This window comes from Bacteroides sp. K03, assembly GCF_019734355.1.
Taxonomy (GTDB): domain Bacteria; phylum Bacteroidota; class Bacteroidia; order Bacteroidales; family Bacteroidaceae; genus Bacteroides; species Bacteroides nordii.
Genome location: NZ_JAASHC010000014.1, coordinates 107,188 through 128,166, shown reverse-complemented (window position 1 = coordinate 128,166; position 20,979 = coordinate 107,188). Strand labels below are relative to the sequence as shown.

General features: G+C 40.4%; 13 protein-coding genes. All 13 read right to left on the bottom strand.

What is annotated here, in order from left to right; genetic code table 11:
- Positions 1–204: 204 nt before the first annotated feature.
- Positions 205–1,404 (bottom strand): S9 family peptidase, encoded by a 1,200-nt coding sequence (locus tag HCG69_RS11835; RefSeq protein WP_221650212.1) that lies wholly within the window; start codon positions 1,402–1,404, stop codon positions 205–207.
- Between the two features lie 7 nt (positions 1,405–1,411).
- Positions 1,412–4,033 carry a beta-galactosidase GalB gene (gene galB, locus HCG69_RS11830; RefSeq protein WP_221650211.1) on the bottom strand — a complete coding sequence of 874 codons (2,622 nt, stop codon included), beginning with the start codon at positions 4,031–4,033 and terminating at the stop codon, positions 1,412–1,414.
- A 72-nt stretch (positions 4,034–4,105) separates the two neighbouring features.
- The gene (locus HCG69_RS11825) at positions 4,106–4,426 is read right to left on the bottom strand and encodes a hypothetical protein (protein ID WP_255585872.1); all 321 of its coding nucleotides are present in this window, start codon (positions 4,424–4,426) and stop codon (positions 4,106–4,108) included.
- 70 nt (positions 4,427–4,496) lie between these two features.
- Entirely contained in the window at positions 4,497–4,919 is a 423-nt protein-coding gene (locus tag HCG69_RS11820; RefSeq protein ID WP_221650209.1) for a hypothetical protein, read from the bottom strand.
- Between the two features lie 121 nt (positions 4,920–5,040).
- Positions 5,041–5,514: a hypothetical protein gene (locus tag HCG69_RS11815; protein ID WP_221650208.1), complete on the bottom strand. Its 474-nt coding sequence runs from the start codon at positions 5,512–5,514 to the stop codon at positions 5,041–5,043.
- Positions 5,515–5,562: 48 nt separating this feature from the next.
- Positions 5,563–5,943 (bottom strand): hypothetical protein, encoded by a 381-nt coding sequence (locus tag HCG69_RS11810; protein WP_221650207.1) that lies wholly within the window; start codon positions 5,941–5,943, stop codon positions 5,563–5,565.
- A gap of 353 nt (positions 5,944–6,296) precedes the next feature.
- Complete coding sequence (locus HCG69_RS11805) at positions 6,297–8,270, bottom strand: discoidin domain-containing protein (protein ID WP_221650206.1); 1,974 nt, start codon at positions 8,268–8,270, stop codon at positions 6,297–6,299.
- Positions 8,271–8,290: 20 nt separating this feature from the next.
- Positions 8,291–10,243: a discoidin domain-containing protein gene (locus tag HCG69_RS11800; protein ID WP_221650205.1), complete on the bottom strand. Its 1,953-nt coding sequence runs from the start codon at positions 10,241–10,243 to the stop codon at positions 8,291–8,293.
- A 106-nt stretch (positions 10,244–10,349) separates the two neighbouring features.
- Entirely contained in the window at positions 10,350–11,141 is a 792-nt protein-coding gene (locus tag HCG69_RS11795; protein WP_221650204.1) for a discoidin domain-containing protein, read from the bottom strand.
- Between the two features lie 37 nt (positions 11,142–11,178).
- A complete protein-coding gene (locus HCG69_RS11790) occupies positions 11,179–13,812 on the bottom strand; it encodes a TonB-dependent receptor plug domain-containing protein (RefSeq protein ID WP_221650203.1) in 2,634 nt (877 codons plus the stop codon).
- 2 nt (positions 13,813–13,814) lie between these two features.
- Positions 13,815–14,243: a hypothetical protein gene (locus HCG69_RS11785; protein WP_221650202.1), complete on the bottom strand. Its 429-nt coding sequence runs from the start codon at positions 14,241–14,243 to the stop codon at positions 13,815–13,817.
- A gap of 12 nt (positions 14,244–14,255) precedes the next feature.
- On the bottom strand, positions 14,256–16,172 hold the full coding sequence (locus HCG69_RS11780; RefSeq protein ID WP_221650201.1) for a prolyl oligopeptidase family serine peptidase: 1,917 nt from the start codon (positions 16,170–16,172) through the stop codon (positions 14,256–14,258).
- Between the two features lie 437 nt (positions 16,173–16,609).
- Positions 16,610–20,797, bottom strand: a complete 4,188-nt coding sequence (locus HCG69_RS11775; protein ID WP_221650200.1) for a two-component regulator propeller domain-containing protein — start codon at positions 20,795–20,797, stop codon at positions 16,610–16,612.
- Positions 20,798–20,979 lie beyond the last annotated feature (182 nt).

The window sequence follows — 20,979 nt, the reverse complement described above, 5'->3', positions numbered from 1 at the left end:
CATATCTTTCGTAGTTAACATTTATTAAAGCAATATTCTGCGGAAACATTTGGTTTTAATAGAGTATACGAGGAACACTCTGTTTGTCGTAGAGAAACGGAGCGATTCTCTACGACAAATAAACAAAAGAACTATAAGATATTACAAAGAGTTACTGTACGGAAAAGAAAAGCCATATGCTGCGTAATGAAAAATCAACATTATCTATTCCTGCAAATCTCCGGATAATTGATTACCAGAGTTATCCGTAACATTTACAAACCAACGAACAACCTTTTGAGGTAATTCAACTTTCCACTCTTTACCCGAAGGAACAGCTTCTACAAAATGCCACTCACACTTCTCCTGCTCTACATTTGTATCTGTAGTATAATAGAGAACTACTTTTTGGACAGGTGATGATGAAACAGCCTTTACAGAAAGTATATTATCCTGTAACCGCAATGACTTTATTTTCGGTAATGCAGGGCCATTACACAGATAATGATCTATAAAAGTACCGATTTCCTGGTTATTCCAACCATGACCATGACCATGCCTTAATTTATACTTTATCAATACCTGCCCCTTGGAAACCAATGCAGTACTCTGCGTCATACTCGGCAGATAGAAATGTACATCATTCGTACCATTCAAAAAGAGAACCGGACATTTGGCACGCGACAGATAGACAGAAGGATCATATTGCTTTATCCACGTTTCACGTTCCAATAGAGAAAGCTTATCCAACTGCTGTTTCATCCGTCCGCTTTCAGCGAGAAAGCCACATCCGTAAACAGGAACAGCCGCACGAAAACGATGATCTAATGAGGTAGCAACACTGGTCAGAACTCCTCCCCAACTGATACCGGTAAGTGCCGTACGCTTCTTGTCTACTTCAGGAAAGCTAAGCAATAAAGAATGAGATAGTATTACATCTCCTACAGCCTGATACATCCACTGTTCTTTCAATGGCAATGTCACATCAAAATAAGGGGTATCTTTACCGTTTTCTTCAAAACCGTTCTCAATATGTTCCTTATTCGCTCCATTACCGCGGGTGTCAATAGCTATGGCAGCATATCCACGACGTGCCCATAGTAACACCCATTCGCGAAAGGCTCTTCCACCCCCACCATGCACCAATACAACACCGGGGAGCTGTTTGTCTATAGAACGATCGCCTTTCAACATACCGGGTGTAGCATAAAAAGCAAAAACCTGTTTCGTATGCCCTTTATACGGCAACCCTTCAAACTGAATGGACCGGATGGAATCTTCGGCAACTACCCGATAAGCAGGTGTCTTCAGAATCTCATCACCTTCCCACGGAGTACCCTTTACATCAATATTTTGTGCTGATACACTGATTGCCAGCAAGCACATACCTGCCAGCAATCTTATTGTCTTTATTTTACTTCCCATACACAACTCACTTAACATCGGCCACCACTTGCAGACTGACCTTCTTCGTTGGAAGTCCCTCTGACTCTACTGTCAGGACAGCTTCACCCGCCTTACCGGATACAGAACGAAGAATGACCAGGCAAAGCCCATTGTATGCCTCACGTTCATGAGACTGGAAGGGAACAAAACTGGTAGCATCACCATTATCGGTAGCTACAATCTCAACCGGACCACTAACCGAGAACTTTAACAGGTTCTTTGTACGGGGAACGGTCAACCCTTCTTTATCTACAACATCAATACGCACAAAAGACAGGTCCGTACCAGTATTTCGAAGAGTCTTCTTCTCCGGATTGACAGATAATGCAGCAGGCTGGCCTGTTGTCTTTACCTGTTGTTCCGCCCACTGTTTTCCCTCTTTATAAGCTATCGCCTTCAGTTCTCCCGGTTCATACCGAACGTCATCCCAGGTGAGACGATCATAAGAATGCTCTTTCTTCCGTCTGCCTTGCGACTTCCCGTTTAAGAAAAGTTCCACTTCGTCACCCGAAGTATAAATATGAACCGGTGTAACCTCTCCTACCCGCTCCGGCCAGTTCCAATGCGGAAGGATGTGAACCAACGGAAGTTCTTTACGCCAATAACTCTGATAATTATAGTAACGGTCTTTAGGGAATCCGCATAAATCCACAATTCCAAAATAAGAGCTACGGGATGGAGTTTTTATTTTGCCTAACTCTTCCAACTCTTTTTTAGCCGCCTCCAACTCTACAGGATCAGAGAAATTCAGCAGATTGGTCAGATCTTTATTATAAGGCGTAGGTTCTCCTAAATAATCGAACCCCGTCCACACAAATTCTCCACTCATAAACGGATATGCCTCATTCATTTTGAATTGTTCTTCCGGCATACATCCCCATCCGATAGTAGTCACATCATACGAAGAGAGTTGAAAACCGGAACGGCTGTCGTTCACATTCTTCGTCACCGGGAAGAAATATTCTCCACGGGAACTGGTAGCCGAAGAGGTCTCGCTGGCGTGATAGCGGCGTGTAGGATTCTGCTCTTTAAACAAAGGATATGTCTTATGATAATAATTCAGCCCGAATATATCCACCTGATTGACAATATCACGATAAATCGCATCCCGTTTGTTGCATCCCAAAGAAGTAGGACGCGTAGGATCTTCATCATGACTGTAAGCAGTAAGATTACGGGCAATCTCTATACCCAAATCTGTTACCTGATCGTGCACCTCATTACCGATACTCCACATAATCACCGACGGATGATTCCGGTAATGACGAACCAACGAACGCATATCTGCTTCATTCCAATCATCAAACAGGATATTATAATCATTTTTCCGTTTCCCTTTATGCCAACTATCCACAAACTCCAATTGCATCATCAAGCCCATACGGTCACAAAGAGCTACCAATTCAGGTGCAGGTGGATTATGTGAAGTACGAATTGCATTGGCTCCCATCTCTTTCATTATGCGCAACTGGCGCTCGGCTGCCACTTCATTGAAGGCTGCCCCCAATGCTCCGAGATCATGGTGCATGCAAACTCCTTTGATAGGTACTTTACGGCCATTCAGCATAAATCCCTGATCGTGAGTAAATTCAATCTCACGTATACCGAAAGGAGTCTGATAACGTTCCAGCTCACGACCGTCTACTTCAATGCGGGTCACTGCCACATAACAGGCGGGAGATTCAATTTCCCATAATTTAGGATTAGGCACAACAAAACCGGACTGTAACTCGGTGGTAGCTTGTTGCTCCATCTTCACTTTCATCGCAGGACAGGAAGCCACCTTAGTGCCTTTAGGATTTCCTGTCTCGTCCTGTTCATAAATATCAGTCTTCACGCTTGCCTGCACACTCTTCCCCGTATTATTTTCCAATTGGAGGGTCATATCCATCACTGCTTTATCAGTAGAGATCTCTTTGTTACGAATAAAAGTTCCCCATTGCGCCACATGTACAGGAGACGTTTTCACCAACCATACATTCCGGTAGATTCCCGATCCCGGATACCACCGGGAAGCATCGTCCGGATTATCCAGACGAATAGCCAGTGTATTTTTCTTTCCGGCTTTCACATAAGGAGTCAGATCAAGACGGTAAGAAGCATAACCATACGGCCATCCACCGACGAATTGCCCATTACACCAGACAGACGAGTAAGACATCGCCCCATCTATATCCAGATAAATTTGTTTTCCGATATCTTTAGGATTCAACTCAAAGGATTTACGATACCAGCGTATTCCCCAATAAGGCAATTTTCCGGTAGCTCCTACATAATCTATATTAAAAGGTCCTTCAATAGCCCAGTCGTGCGGAAGGTTCAACTGCCTCCAGCTACTATCGTCAAAATCCGGTTTCACGTAAGCCACCTCGCCTCCCGGGTTTCCTGCCGGACGAATATGTTTCTGCCCCGATTTGATAAAATCATTGGCACAAGGCAGTAAATAGGGTTTCAGACGTGAATAATGCAAAGTACTATCAGTTCCACTGGGATCATTCTCCTGATATCGCCAGTCTCTATTCAAGTTTATACGCTCTTGCGAAGCAACTTCATTGCTCCACGAGAGAAAATATACACTCAACAAAATAAATATAAATGCCTTTCTCATCTTTAATGATATAAATAGTTTTATACTGTTTAATTAGTTAACGTTTTTCCGTTTTTCCTTCCGCTTGCCTTTCTAAAGCAATAACGACATTACCTGTGCAACACTTATATTTTTTTTCACTTTATTATATCCCTCTTTTTCAAGAGAGAGTGAGATTTTAGGACAACCAAATATACCACCTGTCATTGAGGTAATTTCAAAATTTCCAAGACTATCCGTATATATAGCCCTGTTTCTGCTGTCTTCTTTTGCCATTACTCTTTTTACCATTACCTTATTTATTGGCAATCGGGTTTCAGAATCAACCACAACACCTTGTATATGTTGTAAACAATCACAAGAAGTAAAAACGACAACTATAAATACCAATATAGTAACCTTTATGGATTTCATATTTTTATTTTTAAGAAAAAGTGTATCATTCCAAATCTCATAAAAAAACATTAGTACATGCAAGTATTATTTATTCACAAGAAAAATCAAAATAATACCCTTTCTTAGTAGTTACAAATAATACTCCATCTTTCGGCACATTGGGAATCCCTTTTTTCTCTGCTTTTACTTTTGAAATTAGTTTTGTATTTTTTATATTCGTAAAATCAAACCGGTTTCTAAAGCAATTCACTTTTTTCTCCTCCCTGATTATTATATCATTTAAAATCAATAAAGGGAAAATAAAATGATTATTTACACCTGCCCTTTTCTTATATTCTTCAATACTTTTATCGCTTGTTAATGGATAAACAAGAAGAGCGTCAATAGCTGAAACTACTATACTGTCATCAGAAGCAATCTGAGAAATAGTTTGCAACTTATTATTATTTTGGCATATGCTATTTGCAACACCAACCACTAAAAATAGTAGAACAAAACAGATCCTTATCATTTGAACATTTTTACTTGTTTAATTACACCAATACTTCGGAAAACATCTAAAATTGACAGTCATTCAAAATATTCAATTGTTGCAACAGATCATTATTAAAATTCCATTTCATACTTTTTGATTAATATTTCTTTAATCTTTTAACAACTTTTTCTATTGGCATTACAAATATATTTCCATCAGTAATAGCAGCATCATAACCTCCACTTTCTACTTTTTGAACAGCATCAAAAATATATAAACTACTACAAATGGTATAGCTATTTTTTAAACGCCTACGAGTGTCTCTAAAATATTCTATTTTACTTTTAAAAAAACCAACCTTTTTCCCTACAAGATTAAAATCTAACGTATCTACTTTAAAAACAAAATTTAAATATCGTCCTTCATATTCATTGAGTATTAAAGTACTATCCATTCCCATTTTATCTATATTCTCCAATAAGCTTTTAGGTATTTCTGAAAAATTACACACTTGTAATTCGTACCTCCGTCCAAATTCATTCATATTATTTTCATTTGAATTAGATTTATAAATAGAGGAACAACCGAATACCAACATTCCCAAACATACAATTAAAAATAACTTCTTCATACTATTCTCAACATTTACAGAATCAGTTCAATGGTAAACACAGCCTGTCTATTCACAAGAAAAATCAAAATAGTATCCTTTCTTAATAGTTACCAACAATGCTCCATCTTCCGGTACATTGGGAATTCCTTTTTTCTCAGCTTCAACTTTTGAAATGTACTTTAGTTTTGCTATTTTGTTTCTATCAAAATGATTGCGAAAACAATTTATCATCTTTTCGTCTTTTATTAACACACCATTTATTACTAAAAGAGGATAAAGAATTGGGCTCCTATTATTTTTTAAATGAACATCAGTAATAAGCGGAAATACTGCCAATGCAGATACACATACCATTCGTCCCTGTAAGACAGTATCATTTTTTTCACTTGTTTGTCCCAGTATTGAATGAGAAAAACACATCAATAGTAATAAAATAAAGTATTTCATATTGGTCATTTAACAATGTCTATTCATATCGTATCATTTATTACTCTTTGTCCATTACGCATAATAACATCACAGGGATTCTTCCGTTTATCTACATCTCATCATATATTTTATCAATTAATACTTCAAATTTCTATAAATACAAAATTTCATGAAATATATAAGAGCCTGTTTAAATTTTGTTCAGCATTCTTTTGAGAGTTATTTTTGAGGATATTTTTTCGTTTTTACGAGGAGCATAGCGGGCTATGTGACGACTAAAAACGGAAAAATAGACCGGAAATAAACTCAAAAGAAGCTGAAAAATCCTATTTGAAGAAAATTTAAACAGGCTCTAAATTGATAAAATGTTATTATTCTTTTACTATCTTCACCACACAACCTTGACCATCTATCGTCTCCATCAGTACAACATAGATACCGGCAGGTAAATGAGACACGGAAATATTTTCCTCATAAGGTTGATTTAACATGATGCGTCCACTAAGATCAGCAATCCGTACAGTTTTAAGTTCCCGTTCTGCTACGATGTTCAGTACATCTTTAACAGGACCGGAAATAAGAATATTATCCTTTCCTACAGTAGTTGATGGTGTAATGGCTGTGGGGTCATATCCTCCATAACGGGTAATATTGATGGGGTGAGCATCCAAATCATCTGCATAGCCGAAAAGACGGCTCTTCATATATAGAAAATGCCCCATACGACCTACTTCTCCTGTCACGTTTCCTCTCATTTTCAAATTATATTCCCAAAATTCCGGATCGAAGTATGACATCTGTATCCATCCCGGTAGAGTATTGTCTCTCCTATCTTTAAGTGCTGTCTCTTGACCATTCACGTGATCGGAAACCGTACGAGTGGTTTCATCCCACATGATATATTTCACCGTATTAATAAATGTCTGCATTTTGTCAAGCGTTACATTTTCAAATAAATCACTTTCGTAAGCTTTATAATATTGCAACATAGCATAGGAAGAATGATCGAAATCTTCTACTTTAGTTCCTCCATTCATATGATAATACCAAAGATAACAGTTCTTGGTCTCTCCGTTTACCGTCACCTTTACAGGCTTTAAGGTTTCAGCCTGTCCATCTATAGAAACCTGCACCACCTTCTTATAAAGAGCTTGTTTCTCGGGATTGATACCTAACACAGCATAACATTCCAATGCTTTATGGAAAGCATTCAGTGCCATCGCTTGCTGGTTGACAGGAAATCTATATCCAATGGCTTGTCCTAACCAGTTCCATTCCGGACAATTGGGCCAGTTGAGCGTATAGGTATCAGTGACAAAACGAGGTACGTAAAACTCATCCATCACCTCATCACACATTTGAATATATTTCATGGCACGATCCCGATAGGTAGTACCAAAATCAATGTAATTCTTCTTATCACTTACCGGTGCTTGCTGATCCAGTAAATCCGGACTAAGTAAAATCAAATAGGCACAGAAGTAAATATGTCCTAAGATATCTCCATTTTCAGAAGCAGAATACTTCTCCAATTGCTCTCCCTCTGTTTTGTCTTTATTAGGCCAACACTTTTCTACACGCCCGGTCCAAAGAACACGCTTTTCGCCTCCTTGCTGATCATTACGACAATTAAGCATATAATCGCAATGCCTTATGAAAACATCCAAAATTTCTTTGTCACCTGTTGTCTTGTACATCCAAGCAAGTCCTTCCGCACCAATCCCTTGTTTACCATAAACCAATTGATTTCCAATATTTGAAGTCGGTAATGGAAATTTGTTTGTTTTAGCAACATAAGCCTTAAAATAATCCACCTCTGATTTGGTCAGTGGCCCTCTGGGATCTTCAAAATACATGCCCTCTCCTAAAATAGGTTTAGATACTTCTGCCACCTTATTAAATACACCTATTTCATAAATACTGGGTTCTGAAAGGGCTGAAATAATATAAAGTCGCAAATAGCGTTTGTTTTGGGGAGCCAATAACTCTAACACTTCATCCGACTCAATAATTGTTCCCTGAGCAGCAATAAGCCACTTTTCACCGTTATCGGAAACCCGGATCTGGTAGCTGGACACACGAGTACCATACTCTTTTATTACTACCCGGTCAAATTCTACAGAAGTTCCGAAATCTACTTGTACCCACTGATTATTTATGGAACCTTTCTCTGCCGACCAACGCGACGCAGCATTTCCGTCAAAAGCATTCTTGGCCGTATATGTACTACCCCAGATCGAACTTGCTGAATATGTTTTATTTAAAGCAAGATTCACCGCCTGCCCTTGTACTACAAAAATTGTCAATCCTAAAAGGAAAATAAATGAAATTGCAAATCGTTTCATACTGTTTATTTTATCTTCAATTATTGTTTGATAATCTTTTTAATAATAACACTACCATCCATCGCCTCAAGCCGCACCAGATAAATACCGGATGATAAATGAGCTACCGACACTTCCGACTCAAAAGATTGATTAATCAATACCTGGCCATCCATAGCAATAACCTTCACGGATTTCAATGGTAATCCGGTCTCTATGAACAACCGTTCCTTCACCAAGCCGGATATGTAGATATTCTCTGAAGCTGTGTTAGCAGATTCTATTCCAGTACCTTTACCATAATTGGATAAATCTATTGGAGAAGCCGTAAATCCTTTTACACCAAACATTTTACTTTTAGCATATAGAAAATGAGCCATCAATCCCGGGTCGGTTGCTGTCTTTCCGGGCATAGTGAGTAAATAGTCATATAATTCGGGATCTACAATAGAAAGAAGTACCCAACCTGCTTTTGCTGCAGAAGAGCGGCTTTCCGAACTGGGTGTAGTTCCATCTACTTTATGAGATACCGTATGCGTAGCTTTATCATACATCACATACTTAAAAGTATTTGAAAAGCGAATAAGCTTCGCGGTATCTAAGTTAGTAAACAACCCGCTATCCAATAGTTTATAATAAGTTTGCATTGTGAATGCAGCATGTCCGTAATCTTCTACAGTGTTGCCTGCCATATGGTAATACCACCGGCAATATTCCTGTGAAACTCCATTCACAGTAATCCTTCGCGTTTCCAGTGTTTCGTGTTGCCAATCAATAGAATTCTGTATCACTTTCATATATTCTTCCTTCTTCTCCGGATTGATGCCAAGCACTTCATAACATTCCACAGCTTTCTGGAATCCATTTAAAAGCATCATCTGCTGATTCACCGGAATACCACGTCCATTGCGATCTGCATAGAAAGTTCCCATAGCTCTCCACGCAGGAGTATTGGGATAGTACATTCTACCATCTTTTGCAATAAGTTTTTCAACAAACTCCATTCCTTCATCGCACATGGCAATAAACTTCTTTGCTCTGTCCAGATAAGTAGTACCCCAATCTGACAGTTTATCACTTGCCGGAGCTTCAAGAGCGTGCAGTTCGGGACTTAATAAAATAAGGTATGCACAGAAGTAGATATGCCCTAGAATATCTCCGTTTTCCGATCCGGAATAGGGTTGATCAAGTTCCCCCATAGCCTTATTAGGCCAGCATTTCTCAACGATTCCGGTCCAAATAGTACGCTTATCTCCACCAGGTTGGTCATTGCGGCAATACAACATATAATCACAATGGCGAATCAGAATATCAAGAATTTCCCGGTCTCTTGTAGCAGCATACATAAATGCCATACCTTCAGCAGCCAGTCCGATACGACCATACACCAGCGTATTTCCAATATTATTAGTGGCAGGTGAAAGCCCTTTCAGGTAAGCTTTATAATAAGTTAGTTCCACATCAGTAAGTGGTCCTCTCATATCTTCAAATTTCATAGTTACGCCCAGGTCTGGCAAGGGAGTCTTTTGATAATAAACTCCCATTTCATTAATAGTAGGTTCTCTTGTGGCCAAAACAATAAAAAGACGGACATAACGACTGGTTACCGGTTCAAAAGAAATAATTCCACCGTCGGGAATTGAACTATTCACCACAGCCACATCCGTCCATAGCACTGTATCATCAGAAACCTGTACTTTAAAAGAACTGATACGTTTTTCATTTTTATATTCCGTCACAAGAATACGATCAAACAAAGTAGCTTCCTGTAAATCTACCTGTAACCATTGATCGGTGACAGCATTCTTTGCTGCGGACCAACGGGAGTTGTCTGTGTTGTCTCCGTCAAAAGCTTTGGATGCCGGAAAACGGCTGTCATATATTGTACTTGCTTCGGATGGTTTATTGAGCGCCAGATTGATCACATTGCTCTGAGCATAGGTTGTAACCGATAATACAAAGAATATCAACGATAATAGTAAAGGTTTTCTCATGATAGTAGATATTAAATTAAAAAAAGAAAAGGCCAGCTTACCGTCTGTTAAATGCTCCCGATAGACAAAAGAGCCCGATTATACGGACGGTAAGCTGACCATCAAATTACTTTTTCACGATTTTACGGGTAATAAGAGTTCCTTCTGATGTTTCTAACTGAACCAAATAAACTCCTGATGAAAGATTAGCTACAGAAATTGTTGAATTGAAAGGTTGCTCGATAACGGTACGTCCGCTCAAATCGATTACTTTTACAGAATTCACAGCTTGTGCAGTTTTAATCTGAAGTTGCTCGCCATCTACATTCAACGAAAGAAGTTTATCGGCATCAGTAGACATAATACCTGTGTCAAGGCTAGGATCATCATAAATCTCCATTTCACAAATACTCGGTTCATCCAACACTTTTTTACTTTTATCCCAAGACTCAATTATCCAAAGACGTACATAACGTTTTGTTATACTAGGGAAAGTTATATCAGGCCATCTACTAGCATTATTAGAAATTCCTTCAAAAGTTTGTTCTGTATCTGCTACAATAGGTTCCCAACTTAATTCGTCTTCAGCATTATCAGTAACTTCAATGCGATATTTTGTGACTTTATTACTAAATTCTGTAATTATAATTTTATTAAACTGAAGAGATTCTCCCAAATCAACCTGCAACCAGGAATTTTCACCTGTAGGAGTAGCATCTGTATGATTTGCTGCACTCCAACGCGAACTTTTGGTTGCATTTCCGTCAAAAGCATAGCTTGCCCCTAAATTATCCCGGTACTGGGAACTTGCCGTAGCTGTTTTATTCAAAGCCAAATTTGTCAACGGTTCTTCATCTTGTGCCTGAACGGACGCAAATCCCATAAATAAAATACTTGCCAATAATGTAATCTTTTTCATAATGTTATTTTTTTAGTGAAACAATATTATTTTAAGTCTATCTTTCAAATCTCATCAGATACCCACCGGCTGTAATTCCTTCCATTATCAGGTGTGGTTTTACCAGATTATCAGGAGTATAAAAACGGATAACCGCTTTCCCGTCAGAATCTGTATTTAGTGCCGGATTCCAATAAATAGTACTTCGAACATCCGACTTTTGATTACTTATCTGTTCAAGGGTTTCATACACCGGATGATAAAATTCAACAGCTTTGTTGTATCCTTGTGTGGTAAACACGGTCAGACCCGGTGAAGCTTTTGCTTTTACCTCAGCACCCGTGTTCAACATAATAAGAATAGCACCGGCAGAAGCTTCAGGACCTAAAAAACCGGCAGAAACACTTTTTACAATTTCAATAGATTTGATATCATTAGCATCCAGTCCTCTAAGTGATTCTACTGCATCCTCCCCTTCAAAGCGCATTTCGTCTATCAGGAACAGGGGTGCACGGGTTTGTCCGGATAGCGTAATAAGATCACCTGATACTCTTACACCGGGGACACGCATCAATATATCGTATCCGGTGGAACCGCCAAAACGTCTTAGTTCTTCACCCGTAGCCCGATAATCTGCCAATCCGCCATATACGCTGGAAAAAGCATTTGCATCGCGCTTTGAAGCAGTGATAGTAACCTCGTTCAAGCGCACTACCTGCATGCCTCCTTCACTCAGATAAGCATTACGAACCATATTATCGTATTCCTGAAATTTATGGTCCTCCTCAGCAATTACCGGAAATGGGTTATGAGGTGAGAAATAAGGAAGCGAATCTACGCGCAGAAACACAGTAGAAAGTCCGGCCTGGCTTCGTGCTTGTGCTACGAACGTAACCGTGTCACGATATTCAATTCCGTCAAATACAAAGTTTCCCTCCTCGTCAGTATAGGTAGTAGCAGAAATTCCCTGCGAAGGAGCCATCAGTGCAACAGGGCATCCCTTGGCCTTTCCACCGAACATGGTAGTCGCCTTTCCGGTGACGGTTTGCCCTCCCTCCATAAAGTAATCAATCTGAATAGTAGGCAGCTCTGCTATATTATCATGACGGAAACGAGTCCAACCATGGGTAAGCATTAATAAGTCGGTATTGTATTCCGTACGGGCATCTCTCTTTAGAAAATAGTAACCAGGATTTTCTATATATCCTTTCAGATCAGAAGTTAACAAAATATCGGAACGAATATTACCGGATAATGTATCCGGAATGACCAGACTTTTATCTGTCAGGCTAACAGAGAAAACACCTTGAACCGGCGTTCCTTGCAGATCTGTGAAACGAAGCGGAATCTCTACTAACTTACGTCGTTCCGGGAGTTCAGGGAACGGATTCATATCAAGATTCACCAGATCTTCGGGCACCACAAAAACAAGACGCCGACTCAATACAGTACCGCTGCTATTTGTCAGCAGCAACTCTGTCAGGCCTTCGGACAGTTCCGTTTCACGGAAACGACCGGAAGCACGATCAGAGGTCAAAGGAAGAAAAATGGTTAAATGTCCGCGGGTATGCCCTACCAGATAAAGCGTATCGTTCCATTGTTCCTGCGATGCCTTCAAAATATTATACTGTATAATCCCTTTCCGGTGAATCACACTTAACTGACGTCCTTTTGTTTTCACTTCCGGCAACGTAAACTCACGATACATTACGCTATCCAATGAAGCTTTTACACGATATTTCTGTCCGGCAACCGGAAGAAGGGTAAAAACACCCATCCCGTCATGTTCCGTCCGGATACGGGTAATCGTATCTCCGGCTTCATCCAATAAGAAGCCGTGTATTTCACAACTATGACCGTCTTTTTGCTGAGCTTTAAAAGCTACCCGTTGGCGACTTCCGTCCAACAGGTCACCTCCTTCGGGAAAGAAACTCAGCGCAAATTCTTTCTTCCTGTCTCCCAACAAGGGTACATAAAATGTCTTATCATAATTGTAAAGATCATCCTTAAAAGTAATCTCAATAGCCCGTTCACGGTCCTGCTTTTCGGCAAGCGGTATGTCAAAACTTATTTCGCCCTGTGCATTGGTGCGACGCGAATAGCGTTCGGACTTTTTACGCATCACAGTAAGCCAGCTTTGTACCTGAATGCCAGACAAAGGTTTGTTCGTCTCATCCGTGAAACGGATAACTGCCGTACAATACCCCTCTCTCGAAGAATCTTCATAACGAACGGACGACTGAATGCTTCTGTCGAGCGCATTGCCAATACGCAAACGGCGGTAATAAAAGTACTCCTCACCGGCATTCAGCATCCACTGCGTAAATGCTCTCATGTAGTATTCTCCTGCCGGAATATCTGCCGGTAGCAGAATACTGCCATGAAAGCCTCCTTGTTCTCTTCTTACCTTATACTTACTGATAACTTTGTCATCCCGGTCTATTAATTCTACATATATAAAGTTGCTCTTCGTATACGGAATATGAGATACCGCATCTACCAAATAACCCTTCCAGTAAATTCTCTCACCGGCAGCATAATAAGGCTTATCAAGATGTAAATACAACTTCTCCTGCGGATAGGCTGTATGCAACTGAAAGTAATTGCTTACCTTCTCCTTCAAATCCTGTGCTGCCGTATCTCCGCATATTGCTGTTAGTGCAATGATAAGGATAAAGAGACTCCGTTTCATGGTTACTGTCCTTTAATAACACGAACTGAATAAGCTACTATATTCTTTTTATTATAAGAGGTGACTGTGTAGGTACGCGGACTACTGAAATCAGCCAATACTCCCATCTTCGGACTGATACTTGCTGCCGAAGAGGTGTTGGAAAGCGTACCGACTAATTTCAAATTGGTCACATCTGCTTCCGGTTTTACTGTAATCAGGATCTCCGTATTCGAAGGATCTTTAAGCTGCTCTTGCTTATTAGCATCGGTTATAAGAGTTGGTATATTCGTACTGACAACCACATCATTTCCTTTGGCATCAGTCATTTTCACAGCAGTAAGATAAGCACCGGTATCTATACCGGACACATCAGGGCCTTTCTCTTCAAAATCCACACAGGCGGACAACAGTAGCAGGGTAGCACAAACAAATAACTTCAATGTTTTCATAGTTCTTATTGTTTATTGATTAATTAGTATATTCCGGATGACACATTCGTGTCCTTTACTATTTTCATTCTTCTCTTTAGAGATACGAACCGTCAGCTTATGTTCCCGGTCCGGATCTAACTCCGCTTCCAACACATATGCCCAAGGAAGGTAAAGGTTCTTACTCCACTCGGTATATGTGTCGAGTTTCTTGTAAGGAGCATTGTCCACACTGTACTCCAATATTCCTGAAAAAGGACCGCAGACACAAAACAGACCTACGGCCCTGCCCTTAAATAAAAAACTAAAAGTAGAATTTATGGTATTTGAGTAAAGCATTGGTACATTGACAAATCCCTTACGGGTACGGGCCTCATTATCCGGTTTCCATAAAGCAACGTATTTCCATCCTTTGGAAAGTTGTGCCTGACTGATATCAGCAAATGAAGCATTATAATAGCTGTTCACATCCAATGGAGGTTCGGGTATAGAATGTGCTTCCACTACATCAGAGGCAGACACACGGCTCCACATTTTATCTAACAGATGTGCCAGAGAGGCTGCGTAAATCTTATGTCCCGGTTCTGCCGGATGGATGCCACCAAACTGTTCCCAATCGAATTCACCGGCAGCAATACGATCGGACACTTCATGTGCCAGATGAACAGAAGGAATCAGATAATAATTAGCCACGCGTTCATGATTCAGAATTACATCCGGTGTACGTCCTTGCGGGTACATTTCCAGAAAATGAGTATGGATAAAGTGGAGCATAACAATATCCGTAGCTGGATTTGCCAGTAAAGCATGACGTACTATCCCTTCCATACCGCGCACCTGATCAATGGCACAAAAATAATTGGTATGGTCATTCACAGCCGCTTCTACAAACAAAAGATCAATATCGCCCTGCCGGAGCACATCTTGCTCGAATCTATAAGAATGCGGAGTCGTTCCTGTAGAAGATATGCCGGCATCTATAAACTCAAACTCGGTGAAAGGGAAACGCTGCCGGAGATACTCTTTGGTCAACTCTCGCCAACCATGCATCTCAGTAATAGAACCACCCAGAAAAGCAACCCGCCCTTTGCGTTCTTTCTCAAAGCGGATGAAGGAGTTTTTCAATGTTCCCCGCTCATTCAGATATTGTTTTTCTTGATAATCGGGTTGATTACGGCAGATAAAATCAACCACAGGTCCGGGATTTTCCAGACTATGGGGATGATGATCTGCTCCCGGTTTAATAATCAACTCTACAGGAGCACCCAACTGTTGATAGCGGTCACGTATCAACTTCATATTATCCTTGAAAGGCACCACACGATCACTATCACCGCAAACGGCAATGACAGGAACCCGCTGAGCAGCCAAAGGAGCCAGATTATCAAGAGGATTTCCTTTGAAAGTGTCTCTGTCCACAGAAGTCATTCCCCATTCTTTAAGAAAATCATTCCAGAGTTTACTCTTCTCACCCGGCCAGCTGAACATATCACAAACCGGATTGTCAAGATAGAGACAAGCTACTTTGTCCGGATTAGCTATTGCCCAGTTCAAGGCATAATATCCGCCACGACTAAAGCCTTCAAGAGTTACTTTGGGAGAAAGATGCCAGGCAGCAAGCAGATAGTCATAGAACTTTCTTCCCTGCTCCACTGCCTGAGGACTACCATAACGGTGAGTCATATCATAAAATACCACATGAAAACCTTTCTTCAACAAAGCTTTGTCTACTGACGGGAAAGCATCAAAAAAAGCAGGACGCCATATCCATGGTTTCCCGTTTATTGCAGAATCGGGACACACAATGGTAGCATGTCTTCCATCAAATGTAAAATCATATCGGACATGCCCATTCCATACAGACTGTTGAACATCTATATTTTCAGCATACAGTACAGCTGGCAGGTTTATTAATAAAAAGGATATAAGAATAATTACCTTGTTTTTCATACAACAGGATTACATTGGTTTGTGTACAAAGAAAACCGATTTAATGCGAACTTAGGATAACTATTATTTCAGATACTATCAGAAACATATCATATACGGGAGTGAGACAATAGTGACAACGAAATGAGACAATAGTGACAGGAGAAAGAAGAAGGGAGAATTGAGAGGGGAGAAGGCAAAACTTAATAGTGACCTCCTTACTATTACACGGTGGCATTCATTGGCTAAGTCGGGGAGAAAGATATCCACGGCCGATATACAGAGTTGTTTTACATGTACATGTAAGCAGTGTTAGATGTACATGTAAAACAGTGAACAGTAGACTGCGCATACCTCTTCCCCGCCCCGAAGCGTATCCCCTCTCAGAGGGAGATAGGCTACGCTATCCGCTGCATAGCACTTCTCCCCTCTCCCTTCTTTTCAACTCTCCCTTCAATTCAAATTCCCGCCTGCTTCTTCTGAATAAACTCCGTTGGAGTGTATCCGTAAAAGCTTTTGAAAGAGTTAGAGAAATACGAATGACTGTTGAATCCAAGTAATGCTGCAACTTCGGACACACTCATATCCGATTCTTTCAACATCTTCGCAGCTATTTCAAGACGTTTGTTACGAATCAGTTCGGTAGGTGAGAGTTCAGTAATAGACTTCAATTTACGGTACAGATTGGCCCGGCTGATACCAATTTCCTGGCAAAGCATTTCTACTCCCAGATTCTGATCTGAGATATTCTTTTCAATCACTTCAAACAGTTTCTGTGAGAAGCGTTCATCGGCAGAAACAACTTCTATCCCCATTTCATCAGGAGAGAAACGCTTACCATACAACTTCTTCAGCTTTGCCCTACTCTCCAATAAGCTACGAATACGCAATCGCAACACATCCATATTGAAAGGCTTGATAATATAATCATCCGCTCCGGCAGAGAAACCTTCTTTGATATGCATCACCATAGAGCGCGCCGTCATCAAGATCACAGGAATATGACCGATGCGCACATCATTCTTTATCATAGCACACAGTTCGAGCCCATTGCGTTTAGGCATCATGATATCACTCAATACCAAATCGGGAAAATGACTCACTGCTTTCTCATATCCCCTTACTCCATTGGAAGCTTCTATGATATCATAATCATTCTCAAGGGACTTATGAAGGTACTCACGAACGTCTTTATCATCTTCCACCAACAATATTTTATACTTCTGCCGTGCAAAATCTTCCGGAGCAGAAACACCGGGAGCAGATACAGGAGGAGCAGCAGGTGCCACCGTTACTGATTCTGACATTTCCGTTCCACCATTAGTCATATCCAATGAGTCAGACTGAGAATCCATGATACCCTCTTCACCTGTAGAAGTATCTATTTCTTCTTCTTTAAAAGCCATAGGGCTGATGGGTAATACCACGACAAAACAAGCTCCCGGATGATCCATATCTTCAATAAAAATACCTCCACGGCATAACTTTACAATCGAATACACCAAGCTCAGCCCGATACCTGTACCGGGGACATTAGCAACTGTAGACTCCGGAACCTGATAGAAAGGAATAAATACTTTATCGCGCTCTTCTTTAGAAATTCCCTTACCGGAGTCCTCTATTCGTAACATTAAATAACGCATTTCGTTACAATCAGCTTTATGGCAAACCTCACTCCGGTAACGCTCGTTCAACTCTTCATAAGAGTAACTACGTACCAGCATCTTTATTTCCTTACCGGCAGGAGTATATTTAAAGGCATTGGAAAGTAAGTTGAATACGAGTTTTTCCAATAAAGATTTATCATACCAGGCATCTATCTCCTCCGGTTGGCAATCAAGACGGAAATCTATCTCATTCGTTTGTGCTACCTGACTGAAAGCATAATAGATCTCCTTTATAAACTCACAGACATTCCCTTTACTGGCACGTAGTTGCATATTACCTGTCTGATTCTTCTGTAAATCCATCATCTGATTGACGAGTAATAATAACTTCCGGGCATTCTTATAAATAATCCCCAGACGTTCACGCAGTTCACTGGGTAACCCCACTTGTTTTACCATCTCTTCAAACGGAGTGATAATAAGCAACAATGGCGTACGAAGTTCATGTGAGAAATTAGTAAACAGGCGGAGTTTGGCCTGATGCAATTCTTCCTGCTGCTGTTTTTCAAACTGCTCTACACGAAGGTTCTCACGCAAACGACGGCGGGCATTCATATAGAACAAAATAATATATATCACGCAAGAAAGTAATAATAAGTAAAATACATATGCATACCATGTAGCCCATATAGGCGGATGAACAACGATGTGTAACGATCGACCTTCGTTATTCCACAGTCCGTCATTGTTGGACGCGCGAACATGAAACGTATATTCACCCGGACGCAGATTAGTATAATAAGCCGAAGTACGCCCTCCTGCTTCATTCCAGTCTGTATCATATCCTTCCAGACGATAGGCATATCGATTCATATTGTTAAATACAAAGTTCAGTGCCCAATAATCAATAGATATATTATTCTCATTATAAGAAAGGTGTATTTCGGACATATCATCCAACACACCAGAGAGTATACCGGAAGCATCCCCCGGAGAAACAGGTTGATTGTTAACACTTAACTGTTCCAGTACGATAGGCGGAATATAACTGTTGACCTGCATCCTCAAAGGCTGAAAAGTAATAAAACCATTGTTTGCCGTAAAGCAGATTGTGCCATCGGGCATAGATGTTCCTCCGTGTAGCGTAAATTCACGAACATCGACACCATTCCCTCTCTCGTAATTGTGCACTTTACCAGTCTTAGGATTATAAACAGCCACTCCCAGTGACGTACTCATCCATAAATTACCATCCCTCCCGATAATGAGTTTACAGACATTATTATCCAGCAAACCTTCATGTTTCGTCACACAAAGATCAGCACCATGTTCCGGATTAAAACGGAAAATACCACTGCCATAAGTAGAAATCCAGATATCCCCCGACTTAGTGCGATCTATACTGGAAATATAATTGCCCGGTATGAATCCTTTGTCAGAGGGTAAAGTATCTTTCCGGTAGTTATCCACCACTCCGGTATTCATATCATAACGATAGATTCCGGTAGAACGGGTACCGATCAGCATGACCCCTTCACGCTCCTCAAAAAGGCAACGAATACCGGACATACTTATTTTCCGCCCCTGTGCATCTTTAAAAGTATCTAATACCTTTCCATCTGGTGTAAAACAAGTCAATGCGGATTCACGCCGGATAGTAGATGCCCAGAGATTACCCTTGCTATCACGAAGCAACGAGTAAATCACTGCCGATTCAGGATATTTATAGAATAACGAAAATTTACGAGAACGAAGATCAAAGCGATAAATTTCGCCAAAGGCTGTCCCGCACCAAATGTAATCATCTTCCGGCAATACAGTCTTTATTATATTCGAATTATGAAGGGAAGGACCGGTACGATCAAGCAAATAAAACTCTGTATACAGAGTTTCCGGATTGTAATTCAACAACCCATGTCCTTCTGTGGCAAGCCACAAACTACCATCCTTGTCGGCACAAGCCGTACTATAAATACCGGTTTGTATATTCAGCCTGTATCCGGGATCATGACGTACAAAACGGTTCATCAGCTTTGAAAGCATTGTAATGCCCCCGGAATATGTACCAATCCACAGTATTTTAGCACTCGAAAGACAAAAGGCATAAACTGAAAAATGTCCCAATGAATGCCTGTCTCTACTGTAATCAGCCACCTTCTCTATATTGCGGGTAGTAAGGTTAAGTGCAAAAACACCATCATAAGTACCGATAAGCAACTGTCCGTCCCACTCCACAAGACAACGGACAAAATCATTTTTCAAACCACTGTTTTTACTTGTATAATGAGTTATACGGTTATTGCGCAAGTCAACGCAATTCAAGCCATAGAGGTGACAGCCTACCCATATCTGCTTCAGATGATCTTCATAGATACTTGAAACGGCATTATCAGACAACGCCAGATTAGTCTGTTGCGAATAATGACTGATGACTTGCATTTGTTGGTCGCAGACATAAACCCCATCATCATGGGTACCTATCCAAAATTTACCCGATGAGTCTTCAAATATGACAGAAACACTGATCAATCCATCTTTATCTGCAATTTCAACCGGATAAAAACGATCTTCATCCGGATGATATAGAAAAATCCCCTTACGATTCCCCACCCACACACGTCCGGAGTGGTCAACGAGAACAGATTGGATTGCATCTCTCAACATACCTTTATCGTCCAAATAACGACGAATACGATTCGTGTGCTGGCAAAGACGATTCAGTCCATAACTGGTTCCTATCCAAAGTGCACGACCAGGTTCTTCTGCCAAAGAGAGAATATCGCTATTAGTAAGACTCAATGAGTCAGACGGATTCTCCTGATAGACAGTATACTCTTTTCCATTGTAGCGATTTAATCCATTCTTAGTCCCCAACCATATATAACCTCTAGAGTCCTGATGAATGACTCTGACAGAGAGTTGAGAAAGTCCCTCATTTATATGCGGACTATAATAAAAAGAGTTCCGGATATCCTGTGCCAGGGTATAAGACACACCTGTCAACAACAGGTACATCAACAATAGTGTTTTTCTTAGCATAGTTATAGTTTCGATAGATTAATACATAGCAAATGTAATAAAAACCTATAAATAGCAAAACTCTCCTTTTACATATATTCAAAAAGAGAAATGAAATGAGACGATAGTTATAGAAAAAGAGACAGAAACTATAACTCTGTTTCCGAAAAAAGAGACAAAACCATCGTTCCTATTTAAAAGAA